Below are 19,712 nucleotides of genomic sequence, written 5' to 3'. Positions count from 1 at the left end.
CAATCTGCCTCAGCGCCTCCAGCTTGAATTCGAGCGTGTACCTCGCCCTCGGCTTCTTACCCATTTGTCGTTTCTCCTTGCCAAATTACACCTCAGCAAGGAATCCGTTTTTCGGGGGCAAGGTCAGCCTTCACCAAATCGGCCTCGCTGGTACCGACTGCAACCGCATCGAACTTGGTTTGTATGCAGTAACCGTTGTATGCGCAGCCGCCCACATACAGGACAAATGCCGCTAGCACCACAAAGCCTGAACGTCGTAAAACGCGAGTTTGACTCACGGTGTCACTTCATTGAACAGGAATGCACCCACATACCGTTTTCGATCGCAATGGTTCAAAGTTCTATCCACTCTTTTCCTGTGCCGCGAAGGATGTCACCACGTTCGCAAGGTCGATCAACCCCTTTTCGCGCAGGACGCGCAGCAAATGAGCAAGCGAGGATTCGTCAGCATTGAGGCGCCCTCCATGGGCGTGAAGGTAGTTGAAAATAGAGACTTGACCTTCGAAAGCGGCCCAGTAAAGCGGTGTGCCGCCGGCGTCTTTCAAATTGACATCTGCGCCGTTGGCGATGAGGTACTCAACTACATCTTGCTTGCCGCCGCGTGCAGCAGCAATCAACGCAGTCTGGCCGTCGTCAAACGCGCGTGCATTTACGTTTGCCCGTTGACCGACCATTTCTTTCACGCGAGGCAAATTGCCGGAGGAAGCGGCCCCAACAAGGTTATTTGTCTCCTCAGGTGAGCAGGCGGCAATCGCGGCTGACGCCACCATCGCCATGACATGTCGAACGGTCCGTCCTGGCATCGGTCAGCGCGGGTTGAACGTCGCCAGGAAGGAAGGCACAGAACCTCCGTTGGGAATCACCACCGTTAGTGCGCCAGGCAAGTTGCGCACCGCCTGATACTGGCTGTAGGGAAAGCCGTACGTCTGCGGTGACGTCACGAACGCCTCGCGCAGTAGGTCTGCGGCCGACAACCCCTTGGCTGTGCGCGCGGCACAGGTCTCCGAATAGTTGATGCCAGCATTGGGGTCGCCGAACTGCCGGAAGTAGTCCAGGATCCTCTTTTCCTGATCGGGCGTCGTGGGCACGATGACGATGGCGGTGTCTCGCAGGGCAGACTGGCGCTGCAAGTAGTCGGTGAGGGACGATCCGAGCGCCGTGCTGTTCCCGAGATAGTGGTCGAGTTGCAGCAGTGCGAGTTTGACTCGCGCCTGGTTGGCTTCGACGCTGTGCTGGTGCTCGTAGTACTCCAGCAGTGAGTCGGCGATGACGACGGCCGTCTCTCTTTTGGTCAGCGGCTGCAAGTAGATGCCGTTCGCAATCGCTTTCTCTGTCAGCCTCGGGAACTGCTTTCGCTGCCAGTCGTCGTCCGCCCATCCGCCGCCGCTCGTCGTTTCAACGCCGTACCAGTTGCCGTTGTCACCACGGAATTTGACGTAGAGGTGGGCCGGCGCCGTCGTGATCGTGACGGGAATGCCAAGCTTTTGCCCCAGGATCACGAACAGTAGCGGCATCGAAACGCAGTTGCCCTTGTGCGTCGCCAGGTACACCGACAGCAGCTTTGCCTTCGGGTTGCGATCGTCCTCCAGGTTGTATGCAAATGGTCGTCGGCCGCTCAGAAGTGGTGGCCGGTAAAGGTAATCGCGCAGCGTTTTGAACTTGACGAGATTGCTGGCCTCGAGCGGGAAAGAGGCCCTGATTTCCGAAGCCATCCCGTCGAGTTGCTTGAGTACAGCAGCCTTGTCAGTGGCTGGTTCGATCATCTCGTCGATGGCCAGCTTGATGCTCGCCAAATCCAGTTGGGATTCAGGCTGCTCAAGCAGCGTGCGCACGACCTTGATGTTTGATTCATAGGCCGGTTTCACGCGCTGTGCGTGAATCGGTGGCGATACCAGCGCCAAAACGAGCCAGCACAAGAGCAACAGCGTCTGTCGAAGACGCATGATCAACAACCCACCCACAGCTGCCTCCCTCATGCTGATTTTTTTGATGGCCGCGATTATGGGCGACCGTCTCCGCCCAGTCATCCAGATGGCTGACGGGCCTTAGTCTTCAGCCTTGAAGCGCTTGACCCGCTCGCGCCACGCCTGCAGAACGCGCGCCTTCAGCCGTGCACCCGCCAGCCAGAACTGCGACGCCTTCACCTGCGCGATCAGGCTGTCTTTCCAGCTCTTCCAGCGCGGATACCAGCGGGCGAACCAGGCCAGCCGCATCAATGCGGGCTGCGTCAGCGTGAAGAGCCGCGCGAGGATCGCCGTGCCTGCCACCTTGGCGGCCAGCAGCACGATCAACCCCAGCATCGGATGCGAGCGGCCAATCAGGAACAGCGCCAGCAGCTTGACTGGCAGCAGCGCGAGTGCCGGCACGAAGAACACGGCGAGGGCGCCCCACGGCGGCAGTGCCTTGATCTGCCGCTCGAGCCAGGCGAAGACCGGGAGCCTGCCCAGCCGCGCGATGAGCGCCGAGAGCTGCTCCCAGCCCCATTCCTCAAAAATCAGGACGAGCGCGAGCGTGCCGAGAATGAATTGGCGCAGCAGCCGCCGCAGGTAGGACATGCGGCGCAGTGTAGCCCGCACGTCACAGCCGCAGCCGTGGCTGCATCAACACCCGAGGCTGAGCGCCTGCAGCGGCTTGCCCGTCTTCGGGTCGAACACGACGAGGTTCACTTGCCGCGGATGCGCCGGGTTGGGCGCGATGGTGCGCAGCGTGACTTTCGATGCGCCTTTGTATTCGCCCAGCGGCACATACTGGCGCACCACGAAGTCGTGTTGAAGCAACTCGCCTGCGTTTTCGCCAGCCTTGACCTTGCTGCTGTGGCCGTTCTCTGTCACCGTCCAGTAGGCAGCCCATGAACCCACGTCCTGCGCTGGCGTCACAACGGCTTCGAACGAGTCGTCGCCATTGCGCAGCAGCTGGATTTGCGCCTTGGCGGCGTCGCCAGCGCGCGTGGCATTTGCAAAGTCGCGCGAGTCACGCCCGTTGCGTATGAGCTGCGGTGTGTACACGCCAGACAGGCCGCTCTGGCTTGCAACTTGCCGCTGCCTCGTGGTGTGGGCGGGCGTCGCAAAGCGGTCAACCCAGCCAATGTAGTCCCAGTAGCCGACGTGAAAAGCCTGCACCACGGCCTTGCCGTTGCCAGCCACGGCTTTCAATGTGGACAACCAGCGGTCCGCCGGCGGGCAGGAGCTGCAACCTTCGGACGTGTAGAGCTCGATCACCGGCGTCAGTGCAGCCGCCGATTCAGCTTTGCACACGGGCGCGGCGGCCAGTGCGCTACCCGCGCCGAGTGCGACGCACGCAAAAGTCAGGAATGAGGTGACAGGATGGGGCATGGCGTGATCCTTGTGGGAAGTGGCTTCCCGTCGGTCGCGCCATGGCGGCGAGTCTTACAGCTTCACGCGGCTTCGTGCGATCTCGGCCTCGCCAGCCTGGAACTCGGAGACGCTGCTCATGTGCTCAAGCCGCTCGTCCAGCCGCATCTCGATTTCGCGCAGGCGGGACAGCAGCACCTGGCTCAGGGTCTCGACCTGGCTGCGCACCTCCTGCTGGCTCACGAGCATGGACCTTTGCAGTTCGGTCGTGGCGACGGCGTCGCGCTCCTTGTTGTCACGCAGGTGCTGTTCAAGCTGCTTCTTGAGTTCAACGTAGCGCGATGTTTCGGCTTTGTCGGCCAGGTCGCGCTGCGCTTGCAGGGCGCGCTGGTTCTGGCCGTAGTCAATCAGGTGGCGTGTCTCCTGCGTGGCGCTTGCAACCAGAAAGCAGATGAGGGTCACGGCCAGCAACGTCAAAAGCACCAGGCCTGCCGATGCCTCGGTGATGAAGATGCCAAAACTCAGGGGCGCCGTCTGCACCACTTCTGACCAGTTCAATGCGGCGAACCCGAAGGCCAGCACGCTGAGGATGACGATGAGAATGAGGCGGCCACGCATGAGAGATCTCCTTGTTTTGCTCCGGTTGATTCTTGGGCGGCCTGCGGTTGGGCTGGTGTCAGCCAATGCGCCGAATCGGTGTGCGTCACTGTGGCAAACTCGCGCCCTTCGCGTTCAGTCGCGCCGCATTTCTCCTTTCAATTTCCCGTTACATCGATGCAAAAGATCTTGCGGCAGCTCGCCGCCGAAATCCGTGTCCAGGAACAACAGATTCGCGCTGCCGTCGAGCTGCTCGACGGTGGCGCCACCGTGCCATTCATTGCCCGCTATCGCAAGGAAGCGACCGGCGGCCTTGACGACATCCAGCTGCGTGAACTCGAGTCACGCTTGGGCTACCTGCGCGAGCTTGAAGAGCGGCGCGAGGCCGTGCTCAAGAGCATTGAAGAGCAGGGCAAGCTCACACCCGAATTGCGCGCCGCCATCGAGGCCGCGCCCACCAAGCAGGAGGTCGAAGACCTGTACCTGCCGTTCAAGCCAAAGCGCCGCACCAAGGGCCAGATCGCGCGTGAAGCCGGCATCGAGCCATTGGCCGACATGCTGTTTGCTGACCCGAAGCTCGACCCGGCCGTGCAAGCGCAAGCCTTCGTGAAAGCGGAAAAGGGCGAGGGCGGCGAAGACTTCACCACCGTGCCCGCCGTGCTCGATGGCGTGCGCGACATCCTCTCGGAGCGCTGGGCCGAATCGCCCGCGCTCGTGCAGCAGATGCGCGAGTGGCTGTGGAATGAGGGGCTGTTCCAGTCGAAGCTTGCTGCGGGCAAAGACGAGAACCATCCCGACGTCGCCAAGTTCCGCGACTACTTCGACTATGCCGAGCCGATTGGCCGCGTGCCGTCGCATCGCGCACTTGCTGTGTATCGCGGCCGGCAGCAGGAAATCCTCGACGCGAAACTCGTGCTGCCGGTGGAGCCGGAGCCGGGCAAGCCGTCCATCGCCGAAGGCAAGATCGCGATCCACCTCGGCTGGAGCCACCAGGCACGGCCCGCAGATGACCTGATTCGCAAGACCGTGGCATGGACGTGGCGCGTGAAGCTGTCGATGTCCACCGAGCGCGACTTGTTTGCGCGGCTGCGTGACGAGGCCGAGAAGACCGCCATCAAAGTGTTTGCCGACAACGTGCGTGATCTGTTGCTGGCCGCGCCAGCCGGACCGCGTGTCGTGATGGGGCTCGACCCCGGCATCCGTACCGGCGTGAAGGTCGCAGTGGTCGATGCAACCGGCAAGCTGGTGGATACGGCCACGGTGTATCCGCACGAGCCGCGCCGCGACTGGGAGGGCTCGCTGCACCAGCTCGCGTTGCTGTGCCGCAAACACAATGTGGACCTGATCGCGATCGGCAACGGCACCGCCAGCCGCGAGACTGACAAGCTCGCTGGCGACTTGATGAAGCGGCTGGAAAAGCCCATCGAAAAAGTCGTGGTGAGCGAGGCGGGCGCATCGGTCTATTCCGCGAGCGAATTCGCTTCGCAGGAAATGCCGGACGTGGATGTGAGCCTGCGCGGTGCGGCGAGCATTGCGCGGCGCCTGCAAGACCCCTTGGCCGAACTCGTGAAGATCGACCCGAAGTCGATCGGCGTGGGGCAATACCAGCACGACGTGAGCCAGGCCGACCTGGCGCGCTCGCTCGAAGCGGTGGTTGAAGACTGCGTGAATTCCGTAGGCGTGGACTTGAACACCGCGAGCGTGCCGCTGCTGGCGCGCGTGTCGGGCCTGTCATCGAGCGTGGCGAAAGCCATCGTGCGGTGGCGCGAGTCGAATGGTGCTTTTGCCAATCGCAAACAGTTGATGGAAGTCAGCGGCCTGGGCGCAAAAACATTCGAGCAGAGCGCGGGCTTCCTGCGCATTCGCGGCGGCACCAACCCGCTCGACATGACGGGCGTTCACCCGGAAACCTATCCGGTGGTCGAGCAGATGATGCAGAAAACCGGCAAGCCGGTGGCCGAGCTGATGGGTCGCGCGGAGATGCTCAAGTCGCTGCGGCCCGAGCTGTTCGCCAACGAGAAATTCGGCGTGATCACCGTCAAGGACATTCTGGGCGAGCTGGAAAAGCCGGGCCGCGATCCGCGCCCTGATTTCAAGGTGGCGCGCCTGACCGATGGCGTGGAAGACATCGCCGATCTTCGCGAAGGCATGGTGCTGGAAGGCACTGTGAGCAACGTGGCGGCGTTCGGTGCGTTTGTCGATCTGGGCGTGCATCAGGACGGGTTGGTCCACGTGAGCCAGCTGTCGCACAAGTTCGTCAACGATGCGCGTGAGGTCGTGAAGACGGGCGACATCGTGAAGGTGCGGGTGGTCGAGGTCGACGTGGCCCGAAAGCGGATTGCGCTGTCGATGAAGCTGGGTGATGCGCCCGCGCGGCGCGACGCACCGGGCGCGAACAAGTTCGAAGCCGCAGGGCGTGGCCAGCGCCCGGGCCGCGAGCAGCAACCCGTCAGCACGGCCATGGCGGGCGCGTTCGCGAAGCTGCAGGGCCTGCGCAAGTCCTGAACATGTCGGCAGTGTGACGCTGACTTCGACTGATTTGCGCTGAGAATCGCTGTCGATGAAAGCACTCAGGATCTACGCCGGCCCCACAGCGCGGCGCCATATCGAGCAGCACGGGCTGCTCGCGCGCGACGTTGGCGTGGTGCCGGGCGCAGCGGGCGGGCCCAAGGGCCTGATCCTCGGGCCGCTCGACCGGTTCATCTTCGGCGAATGGCTTGCGAAGAGCTCGCAACCCGTTCACCTGGTGGGCGCGTCGATTGGCGCGTGGCGAATGGCCACGGCCTGCCTGAGCGACTCGGTCACGGCGTTTCATCGGCTAGAGACCGACTACATCGCGCAGGACTACGAGCTGCCGCCGGGGCGCAAATCACCGACGGCTGAGCACGTGAGCGAGCAGTTCGGCAAGAACCTGCAGTCGTTCTACGGCGGGCGTATCGGCGAGGTGCTCAGCCACCCGCGCTACAAGCTGCACATCGTGACGTCGCGCGGGCGGCATGTGCTGCGGCGCGAGCATGGTGTTGGAACGCCACTGGGGTACTTCGGCGCGTTCCTCACGAACTCGGTGCATCGCAAGGCAATGGGCGCGTGGCTGGAACGCGTGGTGTTCTCGACGAGCAGTGATCTTCCGTTTGCCACTGGCGACTACCGCACGCGCCAGGTGGCATTGAGCGAGGCGAATTTCCAGCCGGCGCTGCAGGCAAGCTGCTCGATTCCGTTCGTGCTCAAAGCCATCCACGACATTCCTGGCGCGCCACCAGGTGCCTACTGGGATGGTGGCATCACCGACTATCACCTGCACCTGAACTACAACGCAGCGATGAGTGAAGGGAAGTGCGAAGGGCTGGTGCTGTACCCGCACTTCCAGCGCGCCATCGTGCCGGGCTGGCTCGACAAGGGCCTGAAGTGGCGGCACGGTGCCACGCACTTCCTCGACAACACTGTGGTGCTCGCGCCGGACCCGGAGTGGGTGAAGAGCCTGCCGAACGGCAAGCTGCCCGATCGCACCGACTTCACGCGCTATGGCGTGGACCTCGCCGCGCGAATGAAAGCGTGGACGGCGGGCGCGTCGGCCAGCCGCCAATTGGCAGATGAGTTCGCGCAGTGGCTCAGCAAACCCGACGCATCAAAGGTCGAGCCGCTTTAATTGGAATCTGACCCCAATTAAAGGGATTCAGCGAGCAGCGCTTCGTATTCCTGCGGCGTGGCAATGCGCGGGTTTGTCTTGTGGCAATGGTCGGCCAGCGCGCCTTTGATGATGTTGTCGAACCAGTCGCGCTGAACGCCCATGGCGGCCAGGCCGGTGGGCAGGTCGAGGCGGGCGTTCATGTCTTTGATGGCTTGCGCAATGTCGCCGGCTGATTGCAGGCCCATCGCGCGCGCCATGCGTTCGAGGCGGTGTTCACGCTGCACGGACTCGGCTTGCGCATTGAAGCGCACCACGGCGGGCAGGAACATCGCGTTGAGCGTGCCGTGATGCAGGCGCGGGTCCACACCACCGAGGCTGTGGCTGAGCGAGTGCACGGCGCCCAGGCCCTTCTGGAAAGCCATCGCACCTTGCATCGACGCGCTCATCAGGTTGAATCGCGCTTCGCGGTCGCTGCCTTGCTTGGTGGCACGTTCGATGTGGGCCCAGCCGCGCTCCAGGCCATCGAGCGCAATGCCGTCGGCGGGCGGGTTGAAGGCGGCGGACATGAAGGTTTCCATGCAGTGCGCGATGGCGTCCATGCCGGTCGCGGCTGTGAGGCGCGGCGGCAGGCCGAGTGTGAGTTCGGGGTCGCAGATGGCCGCCTTGGGCACGATGTGCCACGAGTGAAAACCCAGCTTGCGGTGGTCGTTCACGATGATGATCGCGCCGCGCGCCACTTCACTGCCGGTGCCGCTGGTGGTGGGCACTGCAATGAGGGGCGCGGCACGGTCGGTGATGCGTGGCGAGCCGCCTTCGATGGTGGCGTAGGAGGTCAGGGGGCCTTCGTGTGTCGCGGCGATGGCAACGCCCTTGGCGCAGTCGATCGCGCTGCCGCCACCCACTGCAATCAGGCCGTCGCAGTTGTTGGCTTTGTACATGGCTGCTGCTGCCATCACGGCAGCTTCGGTCGGGTTCGACGGCGTCTGGTCGAACACCGTGACGGGCATGCCGGGCAATGCGTCGAGCGCCTTCTGCAAGACGCCTGCGGCCTTGACGCCCGCGTCCGTGACGATGAGTGGCCGCGTGATGCCCACGCGCTCGCATTCCTGCTTGAGCAGCTTCACGGCGCCGTAGTCGAACTGGATCTGGGTGACGTAGTAGATGAATGCCATGGGGTGCGAGCAAGGTACGATGGAAAGCCCCACTTTAATCGCAAGCGATGGCCTCGACATCCACAGGCATGTTCCTTCCTGAATACCCGCAGCTGACGCCGCAAATGCGGTCGGTGCTCGAGCGTATGGCTCGCGCGCCATACCCGCCTATACACACCTTGGCACCGCAAGAGGCGAAGGCGAACTACGAACTTGGCGCGGGCGTGCTGGAAGTGCCGAAGGCGCAGCTGGAGCGAGTGGAAGACTTCGTGATTGCGGCGCGCGACGGTGCAACGCTCGGTGCGCGGCTCTACGCAAACAGCCGCGATACATTGCCCGTGCTGCTGTACTTCCACGGTGGCGGCTTCACGATAGGCAGCGTTGCTTCGCATGACATTCTGTGCCGCGAGTTGTGCCGCCTGAGCGGTTGCGCAGTGGTCTCGCTCGACTACCGGCTCGGGCCGGAGTTTCGGTTTCCGACGGCAGTGAACGACGCGTGGGATGCGTTGCAGTGGATCGCGTCGCATGGCAGCGAATTGGGGCTGGACGGCACGCGCTTGGCACTTGGTGGCGACAGCGCGGGCGGCACGCTCACGGCGGTCTGCGCGATTCTCGCGCGCAACGCCAGCATTCCCATCGCGTTGCAACTGATGTTCTACCCCGGCTGTGCAGGCACGCAGGATGCACCGTCGCATAGCAAGTTCGCGCACGGCCTGGTGCTGGAGCGAGCGCACATCGACTACTTCTTTTCGAACTACATCGCGGTGGAACTGCGTGAAGACTGGCGCTTCGCGCCGCTGAATGCCGACGATGTGGAAGGCGTTGCGCCCGCGTGGTTGGGCCTGGCGGGATGCGATCCGCTGGTCGATGACGGCCTGGCTTACGCCGACAAACTGCGCGCCGCAGGTGTTGCGGTTGACCTGGAAATCTACCGCGGCGTGACGCACGAGTTCATCAAGATGGGCCGTGTGCTGCCGCAAGCGCGCAAGGCCCATGCGGATGCGGCAAATGCGCTTTCGAATGCGCTTGGCTGCACACCTGCGCCGGCATCGACTCCCACTTCCACACAAACCGACAAGCCATGAAACGACAGGACTTCCGATTCTTCCACCGCCTGCGCGTGCGCTGGGCCGAGGTGGACATGCAAAAGATCGTCTTCAACGCGCACTACCTGATGTATGTCGATACGGCAGTGGCCGACTACTGGCGCGCACTCGCCATGCCGTATGAAGAGGCAATGCATCTGCTCGATGGCGACATTTACGCCCGCAAGGCCACGGTTGAATTCAATGCGTCAGCGCGCATGGACGAGCGGCTCGATGTGGGCGTCAAGTGCACGCGTATTGGCACCTCGTCGATGAATTTCACGGGCGCGATCTTTCGCGACAACGACCTGCTGGTCACCGTGGAGCTGGTCTATGTGTTTGCCGACCCGGCCACGCAGACTTCGCGGCCGGTGCCGCAGGCGCTTCGCGAGCTGCTGCTGGGCTTTGAGGCCGGTGAAGACATGCTGAATGTCGTGACGGGTGATTGGGCCAGGCTCGGCGCCGATGCGCAGCGCATCCGGTCCGATGTCTTCATCGAAGAGCAGCGCATCCCGGCCGAACTTGAATGGGACGAAGACGACAAGACGGCGTTGCATGTCGTCATCTACAACAGGCTCGGCCAGACGCTGGCAACGGGCCGGCTGCTGCAACACGCGCCCGGCGTGGCGAAGATCGGGCGCGTGGCCGTTCACCGGGTGCTGCGCGGCTCACGCGTCGGCGCAAGGGTGATGGCCACGCTGATGGAGGCAGCGCGCGCGCGTGGCGATCATGAAGTGATCTTGAATGCACAACGCAGTGCCGAGCCGTTCTACCTCGGCCTGGGCTTTGCGCCGCGCGGCGATGCATTCGACGAAGCCGGCATTGCCCATATCGAGATGGTGCGGCCGCTTGCGCCCGCCTGATCGCAGATGGAGTCAGGCAGTGCGCACGATGAGTCTTCGATAGCGGGCGCGCTGTCGGTCGCGATCATTGCCGCCGGTTTGCTCCTGGCGCCAGCGTTTGGCGCCACCACCGAGGAACTGCTGCAAGACACACTCAAGTCGATGGTCGTCTCTTGCGCGGTGCTGGCTGCGGCGGTTGTGTTCTTCTGGCAGGAGCGCGATCGCACTGAAGCTGTCGCGTCGCATGCCGTCGTCGGCCTGCCGTTGATGCTGATGGTGTATGCGCTTTGCAGCATGGCGTGGTCGCACACCTATCTGGCCGGGGTGGAGGCCATTCGCTGGTTTGTGTTCGCGGTGCTCGTGTGGCTGGGCATGAATGCGCTGACGCGCGAGCGGCTGGTGTGGCTGGCGTGGGGCGTACATCTCGGTGGCGCGATGGCGTCGGCCTGGGCGGTCTTGCAGTTCTGGGGGCAATTCAACCTGTTCCCGCAGGGGCCGCCACCCGCTTCGACATTTATCAACCGCAACTTCTTCGCCGAGTTCGCCGTTTGCACGCTGCCCTTCGGCGCAATACTGCTGGCGCGGATGCGCAGCAGCGCTGGCGTTGCCATGCTGTCGTTCAGCACGGGGCTGGTGGTGCTCGCCATTTTCATGACGGGCACGCGCGCGGCGCTCGTCGCGCTATGGCTGCAATTGCTCATCCTGTTCCCGCTGGTGGTGTGGAAGTTCGGCCGCGCGCTCGCGTTGGCACGCTGGAGTTTGCCGACGCGTCTCGTCGCTGTCGTCGTGTTGCTCGCGACTGTCGTGGGGCTGGGGTTGATCCCGTCGGGCAACGCGGTGATCGTGCAGGAGGCGCGTGGCAGCAATGCGCTGGAGCGCGGCTTCAAGCGCACGGGCTCGATCTCGCCAGACGATCCATCGCTGGGCGTTCGAATGACGATGTGGCGTGCCACGCTCGACATGATCGCTGTGCACCCCATCGCGGGCGTCGGCGCCGGCGCATGGGAAAACGAGGTGCCGCTGTACCAGGCCAAGGGGTCGCAGCTCGAGACGGACTACTACGTCCACAACGAATACCTGCAGCTGGTCGCGGAATACGGCGTGGTGGGCTGGCTCTTTCTGCTGGGCCTGCTCACGTTCGCGCTCGAAGCGATCCGGCGGACCTGGGTGGAAAAGCATGACCGCGAAGAGGCCGCGTGGCGATGTGTGCTCCTGTGCAGCCTGGCGGCGCTCGCTGTGGTCAGCAGCATCGGCTTTCCGTGGCGCATGGCGGTGACGGGCGCTTTGTTCGCCGTGTGTCTGGCAGGCCTTGGCGCGTCGGACATGCGGCTTGGCTTTGTCACGCGCTGGTCAGCGATGCGGCTGGTGTGGAGTCCGCTGGCTTCGAAGATTGCACTTGGGTTCAGCGCAGCAGCGTTGTCACTCGCGATCTACATCAGCTGGCAGGCTGCAGTGTGCGAGCGCGACCTGATACGCGCCTCCAAGCTCGCGCTGGAGATTTCAAGCTCGACCAATCCGCGCGATCCGTTGTGGAACGACAAGAAGCGCGAGCTGCTGGAGCTTGCGTCAGCTGGCATCGCCATCAATCCGCACTACCGCAAGATCACGCCCACCATCGCTGACGACATGGCCAGCTGGGGCGACTGGCGCAACGCCGTGTGGATCTGGGAGAGCGTGCTGCACTCGCGGCCCCATGTGGTCGCCATCATGGCCAACGTCGCGCGTGGCTATGTGGTGATGGAGGATTACGCCAATGCGCGCGTCTGGCTCGACAAAGCACGCCGCGCCCAGCCGGATGCGACAGCCATCAAATCGCTGGAGGTGATTTTGCTGGCGCGCACGCATGACGAAGCGAGCGCGCTGAAGATCGTGCGTGAGGCGATCGCTGCGAAGTCGTATGACTTTGACCTGGTGAATACGGGCTTCACGCTAGCCGGGCGGGCGGGTGACTACGAACTGGCTGCGACTGCCATGCGGCTGCGTATTGCACGGTGGCCTGCGAGCGCGGCGCAGGGCTACATGCAGCTCGGTGTGATGTACCACGCTGCCGTTCGTGATCCGCAACAGGCGCTGGAATCGTTTCGCAAGGCGAAGGAGGCGGCACAACCGGGTGAGTGGGCGAGCCTTTCAGCCCGCGTGCCCGCCGACTACCGCGAGCAGCTCGGCCTGCCGCCGGTGGCAGTGCCCCAGGTGCCGCCAGCGCCTCAGATGTCTTCGAGCAAGGGATAGGGTGCGGGCTCGATCACAAGCGCAGGGCCATCGCCGCTGCGCAGCGTGACAACGCCGTCTTGCGCCGCCGTGATCTGCATCGAGACGATGGCGTCCCAGCCGCCTTGCGCCGACGGCGCGGCTTGCGCGACGATGCCGCACGGCTGGCTCGCGTCCGATGAATGAAAGACTTCATCACCAGCCGTCATTGCCTCTTGTGAATGCGCCAGGTACGCGCGCCGCTTGAGCGTGCCGCGGAACTGGCTGCGCGCGACGACTTCCTGGCCGGGATAGCAGCCCTTCTTGAAGTTCACGCCGCCAATCGATTCGTAGTTGAGCATCTGCGGCACCAGCGCTTCGACGATGGGCGCGGTGATCATCGCGACGCCGCTGCGAATGTCGCTGGCCTGCCACGCTTCGAGGCTGAGCGCGGGGCCAACTGGTGCTGCGGTGCCGGCTGGTGCCAGCCACAGGGCGCGCGCAATGCCGTCTGCGGGGTACAGGCCGATGACCGTTGCATTGCCCGAGGCCGTTGCGGACCACGGACCGGCTCGCGTCGGCGCGATGTCCGCGAGCGCATCACCTGCCACGCCATACAGCGAGAACTCAGCAGTGGCATCGCGCAGCTTGGCCTTGGCGCGCATCACGAACATCGAGATTCGCTTGAGCGTGGCGGGCAGGATGTCGGCGCTCATCACAAGCACGATGTCGCCATCGGCCAGCTTCAGGCCAATGAAACTCGCCTGCATGCGGCCCTTGGGCGTGCAGTACGCGGCCAGACGCGCCTGGCCGGTGGCCAGATGCTCGAAATCCTGCGTCAGCTGGCCTTGCAGAAAGCTCGCCGCGTCGGCGCCCTCGACACGGATCACGCCAAGGTGCGGCAGGTGGGTTACGCCAGTCAGTGCATCGCTCATGCGTCAATTATCATCGTCGCTTCAATCCATCGATTGCATAAGGGCGAAGACACGGTGCGTCGTTTTCTGTTGGCGGTCTTCCTGCTTGTGTTTGGCGCAGCTGTCGCGGTTGGTGCGTGGGGCTGGTGGTGGGTGAACGAGCCGCTGCGGCTGCCCGCGCCCACGGTGGACTTGTCGATCGATGCGGGCACGTTGCCTCGCGGTGTCGCCCAGGCCGTTGCCGATACAGGCATCGATGTGCAGCCTGACGTGCTGTACTGGTGGTTCCGCCTTTCGGGCCAGGGCCGGCTCATCAAGGCGGGCAGCTACGAGCTCGACAAGGGCATCACGCCCATGCGCCTGCTCTCCAAGCTGGCGCGCGGTGAGGAGTCGCTGCGCGCCGTCACGTTCGTTGAAGGCTGGAACATCCGGCAGGTGCGCGCCGCGCTCGCCCGCGAAGAAGTTCTCAAGCCCGATACAAAAAACCTGAGCGATGAGGCGCTGATGAGTTTGCTCGGCCGCGCGGGCCAGCATCCAGAGGGGCGCTTCTTTCCCGACACCTACACCTACGCCAAAGGCTCGAGCGATGTTGCCGTGCTCAAGCGCGCCATGCGTGCGATGGACAAGCGGCTTGAAGCAGCATGGGCCAATCGCTCGTCTGAGGTGGTGGTCAAGACGCCCGATGAAGCGCTGATTCTTGCGAGCATCGTCGAGAAGGAAACCGGCAGGCCCGCGGACAGGCCGATGATTGCCGCTGTGTTCACCAATCGCATGCGCGTGGGCATGCCGCTGCAGACTGACCCGACGGTGATCTATGGCATGGGCGCGTCGTTCAACGGCAATCTTCGCAAGAAGGATCTGCAGACCGACACGCCCTGGAACACCTACACGCGGCCGGGGCTGCCGCCCACGCCCATCGCCATGCCGGGCAAGGCGTCGCTCAACGCGGCGCTGCATCCAGCTGCGACCAAGGCGCTCTACTTCGTGGCCCGCGGTGACGGCACCAGCCAGTTCAGCGCGAGCCTTGACGAGCACAATCGTGCCGTGAACAAGTACCAGCGCGGCCAGAACACGCAATGACCACTACGCCATGACCAGCGTTTTCATCAGCTTCGAGGGGATCGATGGCGCGGGCAAGTCCAGCCATATCGAGAGCCTGGCCGACCGCTTTCGTGCGGCGGGCCGCGCAGTGACTGTCACGCGTGAGCCGGGCGGCACGCCGCTGGCAGAAAAGCTGCGGGCAATGGCGCTGAACGACCCGATGGACGCATTGACCGAAGCGTTGCTGATGTTTGCAGCGCGCCGCGATCACCTCGTGCAGGTCATCGCGCCGGCATTGGCGCGTGGCGACGTGGTGCTGTGCGACCGCTTCACCGACGCGACATTCGCGTATCAAGGTGGCGGGCGGGAGTTTGACTGGAACGTGCTGTCGCAGCTTGAACAGATGGTGCAGCGGCTTGACATCGAATTGGTCCAGCCCGATATGACGCTGCTGTTCGTGCTCGATCCTCGCGTTGCCGCCGAGCGGCTTGCCGGTGCGCGTGTGCCGGACAAGTTCGAATCGCAGCCGGTCGAGTTCTTCAGGCGTGTGGCTGCGGGTTACGACAGGCGTGCGCATCAGCATCCGCAGCGCTTTTCGCGCATCGATGCAGACCAGCCGCGGCTGGAGGTGTGGAACGAAGTGGTGCGGGCGGTGCAGGCAAGGAAGTGGCTCACATGAATGCACCGTGGATCGCTGCGCAGGTCGAGCTGCTGGTGGCGCAGCGTGGCCATGCGTGGCTGTTGCAAGGGCCGTCGGGCCTGGGGCAATACGCGCTGGCTCTTGAGCTGGCGCGGGCATGGCTTTGCGACGCGCCCACGGCCAAAGGCGCGTGCGGCACCTGCGACAGTTGCCATGCGATCGATGTGCGCGGCCATACCGATCTTGAAGTGTTGATGCCCGAGACGGTGATGATGGAGCTTGGCTGGCCGCTGCCCGAGAAGGCGCAGTCCGACATCGACGACAAGAAGCGCAAACCCAGCAAGGAAATCCGCGTCGAGGCGATGCGCGATGTTGTCGAATTTGCCCAGCGCACCAGTGGAAGAGGGCGCGGCAAGGTCGTGATGGTGTATCCGGCCGAGCGCATGAATCACGTGACGGCCAACACCCTGCTCAAGACACTGGAAGAGCCCGCTGGCGACACGCGGTTTGTACTGGCAAGCGAGGCTTCGCACCAGTTGCTGCCGACGATCCGCAGCCGGTGCCTGGGCCACACCATGAGCTGGCCCACGCTGGCCGAGTCCACGGCATGGCTGGCAGGCGAGGGCGTGAATGAATCCGACATCGCCGGCTTGATGAAGGCCGCAGGCGGCAGGCCGGAAGATGCGCTTGCCCTCGCGCGATCTGGCGCGGACCCAGCAGCGTGGTCACGCATGCCGAAGTCCCTCGCACGGGGTGATCCGGGTTTGCTTTCGAACTGGGGCGCCGCCCAAACCATAGAAGCATTGACCAAGGTCTGCCACGACATGCTCGCCGTGAAGGCTGGCGCACCACCACGGTTTTTCGACGGCAAGGACCTGCCTGCGGCGCCATCGTTCGAGGCGCTCAATGCGTGGTCGCACGACCTCATGCGCGCTGCACGCAACGCTGAACACCCACTCAATCCCGGTTTGATGCTCGAAGCGCTTGTGAGCCGGGCGCGCTCCGCCCTACACTCAAGCTCATAAGCACCCCTCCATGAGTACAGCCGCCCCCTCCACGCCGCGCCCCAGCGTCATCCAGCTCGCCATCAAGGAAAAGGCGGCGCTGTATGCCGCCTACATTCCGCTGTTCGCTGATGGCGGCGTGTTCATCCCGACGACGCGCGAATACAAGCTGGGCGACGACATCTATGTGCTGCTCTCGCTGCCGGACGATCCGCAGCGCTATCCAGTGGCGGGCAAGGTGGCATGGGTCACGCCGGCGCGTGCTGCGGCGAATCGCACCCAGGGTGTCGGCGTGCGATTTCCTGCCGATGAGAAGTCACGCCTGCTGAAGATCAAGATCGAGGAAATCCTCGGCGCGCACCTGGCCTCCGAGCGGCCCACGCAGACCATCTGATCGGCTAATATTTTTTGTGTGGCGGGTGCGTGATGCGCCCGCCCTTCCATGCGTTTGCCTGACTGCGGTCCTCCATGTTTGTTGATTCCCATTGCCACCTGAGCTTTCCCGAACTCGCCGGGCGCCTGCCCGAAATCCGCGAGGCCATGGCGCAGGCGCAGGTGGACCGCGCGCTTTGCATCTGCACCACGCTTGAAGAATTCGACACGGTTCACGCACTGGCGATGCGCTACGACAACTTCTGGGCGACGGTAGGCGTTCATCCGGACAACGAAGGCGTCACCGAGCCATCACTGGCCGATCTGGTGTCGCTCTCGGCCCGGCCGCGAGTTGTGGCCATTGGTGAGACGGGGCTCGACTACTACCAGATGGATGAGCGCAAAGGTGGCCGCACCGTCGCTGACATGGAGTGGCAACGCGAGCGCTTTCGCATCCATATCCGCGCGGCTCAACAGGTGAAAAAACCGCTGGTCATCCATACGCGGGCTGCATCGGAAGACACAGTGAGGCTGCTGAAGGAGGAGGGCGAAGACGGCTCTGCTGGATCAGCTGGCGGGGTGTTTCACTGCTTCACCGAGACGGCCGAGGTGGCGCGTGCGGCGCTTGACCTGGGCTTTTACATCTCGTTCTCGGGCATCCTGACGTTCAAGAGTGCGCAGGACCTGCGCGATGTGGCGGCATTCGTGCCGATGGACCGCATGCTGATCGAGACCGACAGCCCCTACCTGGCGCCCGTGCCTTATCGCGGCAAGACGAACAACCCGTCGTACGTGCCCTTCGTCGCCAAACAGATCGCCGAGCTGCGCAAACTGGCGGTAGAGGAGGTCGCGCAGGCCACCAGCGCCAATTTCGAGCGGCTTTTTGCCGGAGCCCGATCATGAGAAATTACTTGAGGTTTGCGGCAATAGCCATTATCAGCATTGGTTTTTCTGCTGCCAACGCTGGATCGTACGAGGATTTTTTCACCGCCATCAAGCGCGACGACGGCAACGCCATCACGGCGCTGCTCAACCGCGGTTTCGATCCCAATACGCCCAACCCGGAGCGGCTGGACGGCCTGTACCTTGCGCTTCGCGAGTCCAACATGAAGGCTGCCCAGGCGCTGATGGACTGGCCGAAAACCAATGTCGAATCCCGCACGCCGCAGGACGAAAGCCCGTTGATGATCGCGGCCTTGCGCGGCCATATCGAGGTCGCCAGGCGGCTGATCGCCCTTGGTGCCGACGTGAACAAGCCGGGCTGGACGCCACTTCATTACGCGGCCACGAGCGGTCATGTGCCCTTGATCGATTTGATGCTGGAGCATCACGCGTACATCGACGCCGAGTCGCCCAATGGCACCACGCCGCTGATGATGGCTGCGCAATACGGCTCGACCGAGGCCGTGAAGTTCCTGCTGGATGCCGGCGCCGATCCGACGGTCAAGAACCAGCTCGGCATGACAGCCGTTGATTTTGCCCAGCGCGCCAGCCGGCCGGACGCGATTGCGTTGATCACGGCGAAGATCCGGGCTGGTCAGCCCAAGGGCAAATGGTGACGTTTGGAGAGGCGATCAGGTCGCGTCGTGGGCGGGAGCCAAGTCGGAAAAATGCCAATTCAAGCGTGAAAATGGCACAATGCCACGATTTATAGGAGTTCGCCATGCTTGCAAGGGTCCCCGAACTGGATCAGTTGCCGCGACAAACCGTCTCCGATGTCAAGAACAAATGGCGCGAGGTTGTGCGCGGCCTGCGTGAGACGGGTAGCGTTGCCATCACGAACCACGCCGAAGTCGAATTTGTTCTTCTTGACGTCAGCACATACAGGCAGCTTGTGGCCGGTGCTGATGCTATGAGAACGCGCGAGCGCGCCGTCCTGGAGCAGTTGGCCGACGACTTCGACAGGCGCCTCGCCGTGCTGCAACAGCCGGATAGCTCCCAAAAGATCGACGCGATTTTTGCGAGCGGCGGCAAACTGGTGAACCGGCCCAAAGCGGGCGGCACGTACTGAGCGGTGAAGCCCTGGATTTTTGTGCTTGCTGGCGTCAATGGCGCCGGTAAGAGTTCGGTCGGCGGAGCGATTCTCAGCGACCATGGACTGACGTGGTTTAACCCTGACACATACGCCAGAGAGCTCGTGCGGCAATTGGGACTCGATCCCATTGAGGCGAATGGGCGCGCCTGGGAGTTCGGCAAATCCGCTCTCGAATCAGCAATTGCACACGGCACCAACCACGCATTTGAAACAACGCTTGGGGGTGACACGATCACGGCGCTTTTGTTGAAGGCCACTGCGACTCACGATGTCGCGATTCTGTATTGCGGCCTGGAATCTCCGCAGCTCCACATGGCGCGTGTTGCGTCGCGAGTGGCGCACGGAGGCCACCATATTGCCGAAGCAAAGATCCGGGAGCGCTGGGTTGCCTCTCGGGTGAATCTGATCAAACTGATGCCGAGCCTCGCCAGGCTGACAGTCTTCGATAACAGCGTCCAGGTCCAACCTGGGGACGACATTCCGGATCCGGTCATCGTTTTGCAGGTTGAGCACGGGCATTTACTCACGCCCGATGCGACAGACGCAGACGCCATGAATGCGGTGGCCAAGTGGGCACGGCCCATCGTTGAGGCGGCGATGCGCCTGGAGAGTAGCGGCTAGCGGAGCGCGCAAGACAGCGAATCGATGACTGGAGTGTTGGCGGGTTGTCGCGTCTTATACTTAATACGATGTATATTATGTTAAGTAAAAGAAAGATGCCCAAAGCAGACAAGAGCAACCTCGGCGGATCCTCCTGTCCCGCAGGCCGCTAGCGGCGTGCGGGACAGGGGGTCTCCTCGTTTTCAGTGCAATAAGTGACGGTACGAAAAGCTAGCACTGGCGCGGAGGTGGTGTTGGTAGATCGTTGATTTCATTGACTTTCCTGTTCACTTTCAAATCTGCGA

The 19,712-nt window shown here is 63.2% G+C and carries 21 protein-coding genes; 14 read left to right on the top strand and 7 right to left on the bottom strand.

What is annotated here, in order from left to right; translation table 11 throughout:
* Positions 1–236 (top strand): hypothetical protein (locus GHT07_RS21590; RefSeq protein WP_228488478.1); only part of this gene is annotated, 236 nt, incomplete at its 5' end.
* Positions 237–341: 105 nt separating this feature from the next.
* On the opposite strand, the gene GHT07_RS21120 is transcribed toward GHT07_RS21590, so the two are convergent.
* The 5 genes from GHT07_RS21120 to GHT07_RS21100 form a co-directional block, all read right to left on the bottom strand.
* Entirely contained in the window at positions 342–776 is a 435-nt protein-coding gene (locus tag GHT07_RS21120) for an ankyrin repeat domain-containing protein (protein ID WP_194793009.1), read from the bottom strand.
* Between the two features lie 30 nt (positions 777–806).
* Positions 807–1,976 (bottom strand): transglutaminase family protein, encoded by a 1,170-nt coding sequence (locus tag GHT07_RS21115; RefSeq protein WP_194793008.1) that lies wholly within the window; start codon positions 1,974–1,976, stop codon positions 807–809.
* 69 nt (positions 1,977–2,045) lie between these two features.
* A complete protein-coding gene (locus GHT07_RS21110) occupies positions 2,046–2,555 on the bottom strand; it encodes a hypothetical protein (RefSeq protein WP_153587069.1) in 510 nt (169 codons plus the stop codon).
* 45 nt (positions 2,556–2,600) lie between these two features.
* Positions 2,601–3,332, bottom strand: a complete 732-nt coding sequence (locus tag GHT07_RS21105) for a DUF1223 domain-containing protein (RefSeq protein ID WP_153587068.1) — start codon at positions 3,330–3,332, stop codon at positions 2,601–2,603.
* Positions 3,333–3,386: 54 nt separating this feature from the next.
* Positions 3,387–3,929 carry a hypothetical protein gene (locus tag GHT07_RS21100; RefSeq protein WP_153587067.1) on the bottom strand — a complete coding sequence of 181 codons (543 nt, stop codon included), beginning with the start codon at positions 3,927–3,929 and terminating at the stop codon, positions 3,387–3,389.
* Positions 3,930–4,085: 156 nt separating this feature from the next.
* Between GHT07_RS21100 and GHT07_RS21095 the strand changes: the two genes are divergently transcribed.
* Both GHT07_RS21095 and GHT07_RS21090 read left to right on the top strand, forming a co-directional pair.
* The gene (locus GHT07_RS21095) at positions 4,086–6,413 is read left to right on the top strand and encodes a Tex family protein (RefSeq protein ID WP_153587066.1); all 2,328 of its coding nucleotides are present in this window, start codon (positions 4,086–4,088) and stop codon (positions 6,411–6,413) included.
* 55 nt (positions 6,414–6,468) lie between these two features.
* Positions 6,469–7,554 (top strand): phospholipase, encoded by a 1,086-nt coding sequence (locus tag GHT07_RS21090; protein ID WP_153587065.1) that lies wholly within the window; start codon positions 6,469–6,471, stop codon positions 7,552–7,554.
* Between the two features lie 17 nt (positions 7,555–7,571).
* On the opposite strand, the gene GHT07_RS21085 is transcribed toward GHT07_RS21090, so the two are convergent.
* Complete coding sequence (locus GHT07_RS21085; RefSeq protein WP_153587064.1) at positions 7,572–8,708, bottom strand: iron-containing alcohol dehydrogenase; 1,137 nt, start codon at positions 8,706–8,708, stop codon at positions 7,572–7,574.
* A gap of 47 nt (positions 8,709–8,755) precedes the next feature.
* On the opposite strand from GHT07_RS21085, the gene GHT07_RS21080 reads away from it, so the two are divergent.
* The 3 genes from GHT07_RS21080 to GHT07_RS21070 are packed head-to-tail and all read left to right on the top strand — an operon-like array spanning position 8,756 to position 12,843.
* Positions 8,756–9,772, top strand: a complete 1,017-nt coding sequence (locus GHT07_RS21080) for an alpha/beta hydrolase (RefSeq protein ID WP_228488477.1) — start codon at positions 8,756–8,758, stop codon at positions 9,770–9,772.
* Positions 9,769–10,635, top strand: a complete 867-nt coding sequence (locus GHT07_RS21075; RefSeq protein WP_153587063.1) for a YbgC/FadM family acyl-CoA thioesterase — start codon at positions 9,769–9,771, stop codon at positions 10,633–10,635. Before GHT07_RS21080 ends, GHT07_RS21075 begins: the two co-directional genes overlap by 4 nt.
* 6 nt (positions 10,636–10,641) lie before the next feature.
* Positions 10,642–12,843, top strand: coding sequence for an O-antigen ligase family protein (locus GHT07_RS21070; protein WP_153587062.1), 2,202 nt, complete (start codon positions 10,642–10,644; stop codon positions 12,841–12,843).
* Here the strand turns inward: GHT07_RS21070 and ygfZ are convergent.
* On the bottom strand, positions 12,819–13,736 hold the full coding sequence (ygfZ, locus tag GHT07_RS21065; RefSeq protein ID WP_153587061.1) for a CAF17-like 4Fe-4S cluster assembly/insertion protein YgfZ: 918 nt from the start codon (positions 13,734–13,736) through the stop codon (positions 12,819–12,821). The genes GHT07_RS21070 and ygfZ overlap by 25 nt on opposite strands.
* A gap of 54 nt (positions 13,737–13,790) precedes the next feature.
* Between ygfZ and mltG the strand changes: the two genes are divergently transcribed.
* The 8 genes from mltG (at position 13,791) to GHT07_RS21025 (ending at position 19,428) form a co-directional block, all read left to right on the top strand.
* Entirely contained in the window at positions 13,791–14,795 is a 1,005-nt protein-coding gene (gene mltG, locus GHT07_RS21060) for an endolytic transglycosylase MltG (RefSeq protein ID WP_323741051.1), read from the top strand.
* A 10-nt stretch (positions 14,796–14,805) separates the two neighbouring features.
* The gene (gene tmk, locus GHT07_RS21055) at positions 14,806–15,435 is read left to right on the top strand and encodes a dTMP kinase (RefSeq protein WP_153587059.1); all 630 of its coding nucleotides are present in this window, start codon (positions 14,806–14,808) and stop codon (positions 15,433–15,435) included.
* Positions 15,432–16,421: a DNA polymerase III subunit delta' gene (locus GHT07_RS21050; RefSeq protein ID WP_153587058.1), complete on the top strand. Its 990-nt coding sequence runs from the start codon at positions 15,432–15,434 to the stop codon at positions 16,419–16,421. Before tmk ends, GHT07_RS21050 begins: the two co-directional genes overlap by 4 nt.
* A gap of 10 nt (positions 16,422–16,431) precedes the next feature.
* Entirely contained in the window at positions 16,432–16,794 is a 363-nt protein-coding gene (locus GHT07_RS21045; RefSeq protein WP_153587057.1) for a PilZ domain-containing protein, read from the top strand.
* Positions 16,795–16,868: 74 nt separating this feature from the next.
* Positions 16,869–17,675, top strand: coding sequence for a TatD family hydrolase (locus GHT07_RS21040; protein ID WP_153587056.1), 807 nt, complete (start codon positions 16,869–16,871; stop codon positions 17,673–17,675).
* Positions 17,672–18,331, top strand: coding sequence for an ankyrin repeat domain-containing protein (locus GHT07_RS21035; RefSeq protein WP_153587055.1), 660 nt, complete (start codon positions 17,672–17,674; stop codon positions 18,329–18,331). Before GHT07_RS21040 ends, GHT07_RS21035 begins: the two co-directional genes overlap by 4 nt.
* A gap of 104 nt (positions 18,332–18,435) precedes the next feature.
* Entirely contained in the window at positions 18,436–18,783 is a 348-nt protein-coding gene (locus tag GHT07_RS21030) for a type II toxin-antitoxin system prevent-host-death family antitoxin (RefSeq protein WP_153587054.1), read from the top strand.
* Positions 18,784–18,786: 3 nt separating this feature from the next.
* A complete protein-coding gene (locus GHT07_RS21025; RefSeq protein WP_228488475.1) occupies positions 18,787–19,428 on the top strand; it encodes a hypothetical protein in 642 nt (213 codons plus the stop codon).
* The last annotated feature ends 284 nt before the right edge of the window (positions 19,429–19,712 follow it).

This window comes from Caenimonas koreensis DSM 17982 (genome assembly GCF_009646335.1).
Lineage (GTDB): Bacteria > Pseudomonadota > Gammaproteobacteria > Burkholderiales > Burkholderiaceae_C > Ramlibacter > Ramlibacter koreensis.
This window is presented reverse-complemented; position numbering and strand designations above follow the sequence as displayed.

Coding starts and splice junctions, on each gene's coding strand:
- GHT07_RS21120 (WP_194793009.1), bottom strand. CDS start 776: ATGGCGATGGTGGCGTCAGCCGCGATTGCCGCCTGCTCACCTGAGGAG.
- GHT07_RS21115 (WP_194793008.1), bottom strand. CDS start 1,976: ATGAGGGAGGCAGCTGTGGGTGGGTTGTTGATCATGCGTCTTCGACAG.
- GHT07_RS21110 (WP_153587069.1), bottom strand. CDS start 2,555: ATGTCCTACCTGCGGCGGCTGCTGCGCCAATTCATTCTCGGCACGCTC.
- GHT07_RS21105 (WP_153587068.1), bottom strand. CDS start 3,332: ATGCCCCATCCTGTCACCTCATTCCTGACTTTTGCGTGCGTCGCACTC.
- GHT07_RS21100 (WP_153587067.1), bottom strand. CDS start 3,929: ATGCGTGGCCGCCTCATTCTCATCGTCATCCTCAGCGTGCTGGCCTTC.
- GHT07_RS21095 (WP_153587066.1), top strand. CDS start 4,086: ATGCAAAAGATCTTGCGGCAGCTCGCCGCCGAAATCCGTGTCCAGGAA.
- GHT07_RS21090 (WP_153587065.1), top strand. CDS start 6,469: ATGAAAGCACTCAGGATCTACGCCGGCCCCACAGCGCGGCGCCATATC.
- GHT07_RS21085 (WP_153587064.1), bottom strand. CDS start 8,708: ATGGCATTCATCTACTACGTCACCCAGATCCAGTTCGACTACGGCGCC.
- GHT07_RS21080 (WP_228488477.1), top strand. CDS start 8,756: ATGGCCTCGACATCCACAGGCATGTTCCTTCCTGAATACCCGCAGCTG.
- GHT07_RS21075 (WP_153587063.1), top strand. CDS start 9,769: ATGAAACGACAGGACTTCCGATTCTTCCACCGCCTGCGCGTGCGCTGG.
- GHT07_RS21070 (WP_153587062.1), top strand. CDS start 10,642: ATGGAGTCAGGCAGTGCGCACGATGAGTCTTCGATAGCGGGCGCGCTG.
- ygfZ (WP_153587061.1), bottom strand. CDS start 13,736: ATGAGCGATGCACTGACTGGCGTAACCCACCTGCCGCACCTTGGCGTG.
- tmk (WP_153587059.1), top strand. CDS start 14,806: ATGACCAGCGTTTTCATCAGCTTCGAGGGGATCGATGGCGCGGGCAAG.
- GHT07_RS21050 (WP_153587058.1), top strand. CDS start 15,432: ATGAATGCACCGTGGATCGCTGCGCAGGTCGAGCTGCTGGTGGCGCAG.
- GHT07_RS21045 (WP_153587057.1), top strand. CDS start 16,432: ATGAGTACAGCCGCCCCCTCCACGCCGCGCCCCAGCGTCATCCAGCTC.
- GHT07_RS21040 (WP_153587056.1), top strand. CDS start 16,869: ATGTTTGTTGATTCCCATTGCCACCTGAGCTTTCCCGAACTCGCCGGG.
- GHT07_RS21035 (WP_153587055.1), top strand. CDS start 17,672: ATGAGAAATTACTTGAGGTTTGCGGCAATAGCCATTATCAGCATTGGT.
- GHT07_RS21030 (WP_153587054.1), top strand. CDS start 18,436: ATGCTTGCAAGGGTCCCCGAACTGGATCAGTTGCCGCGACAAACCGTC.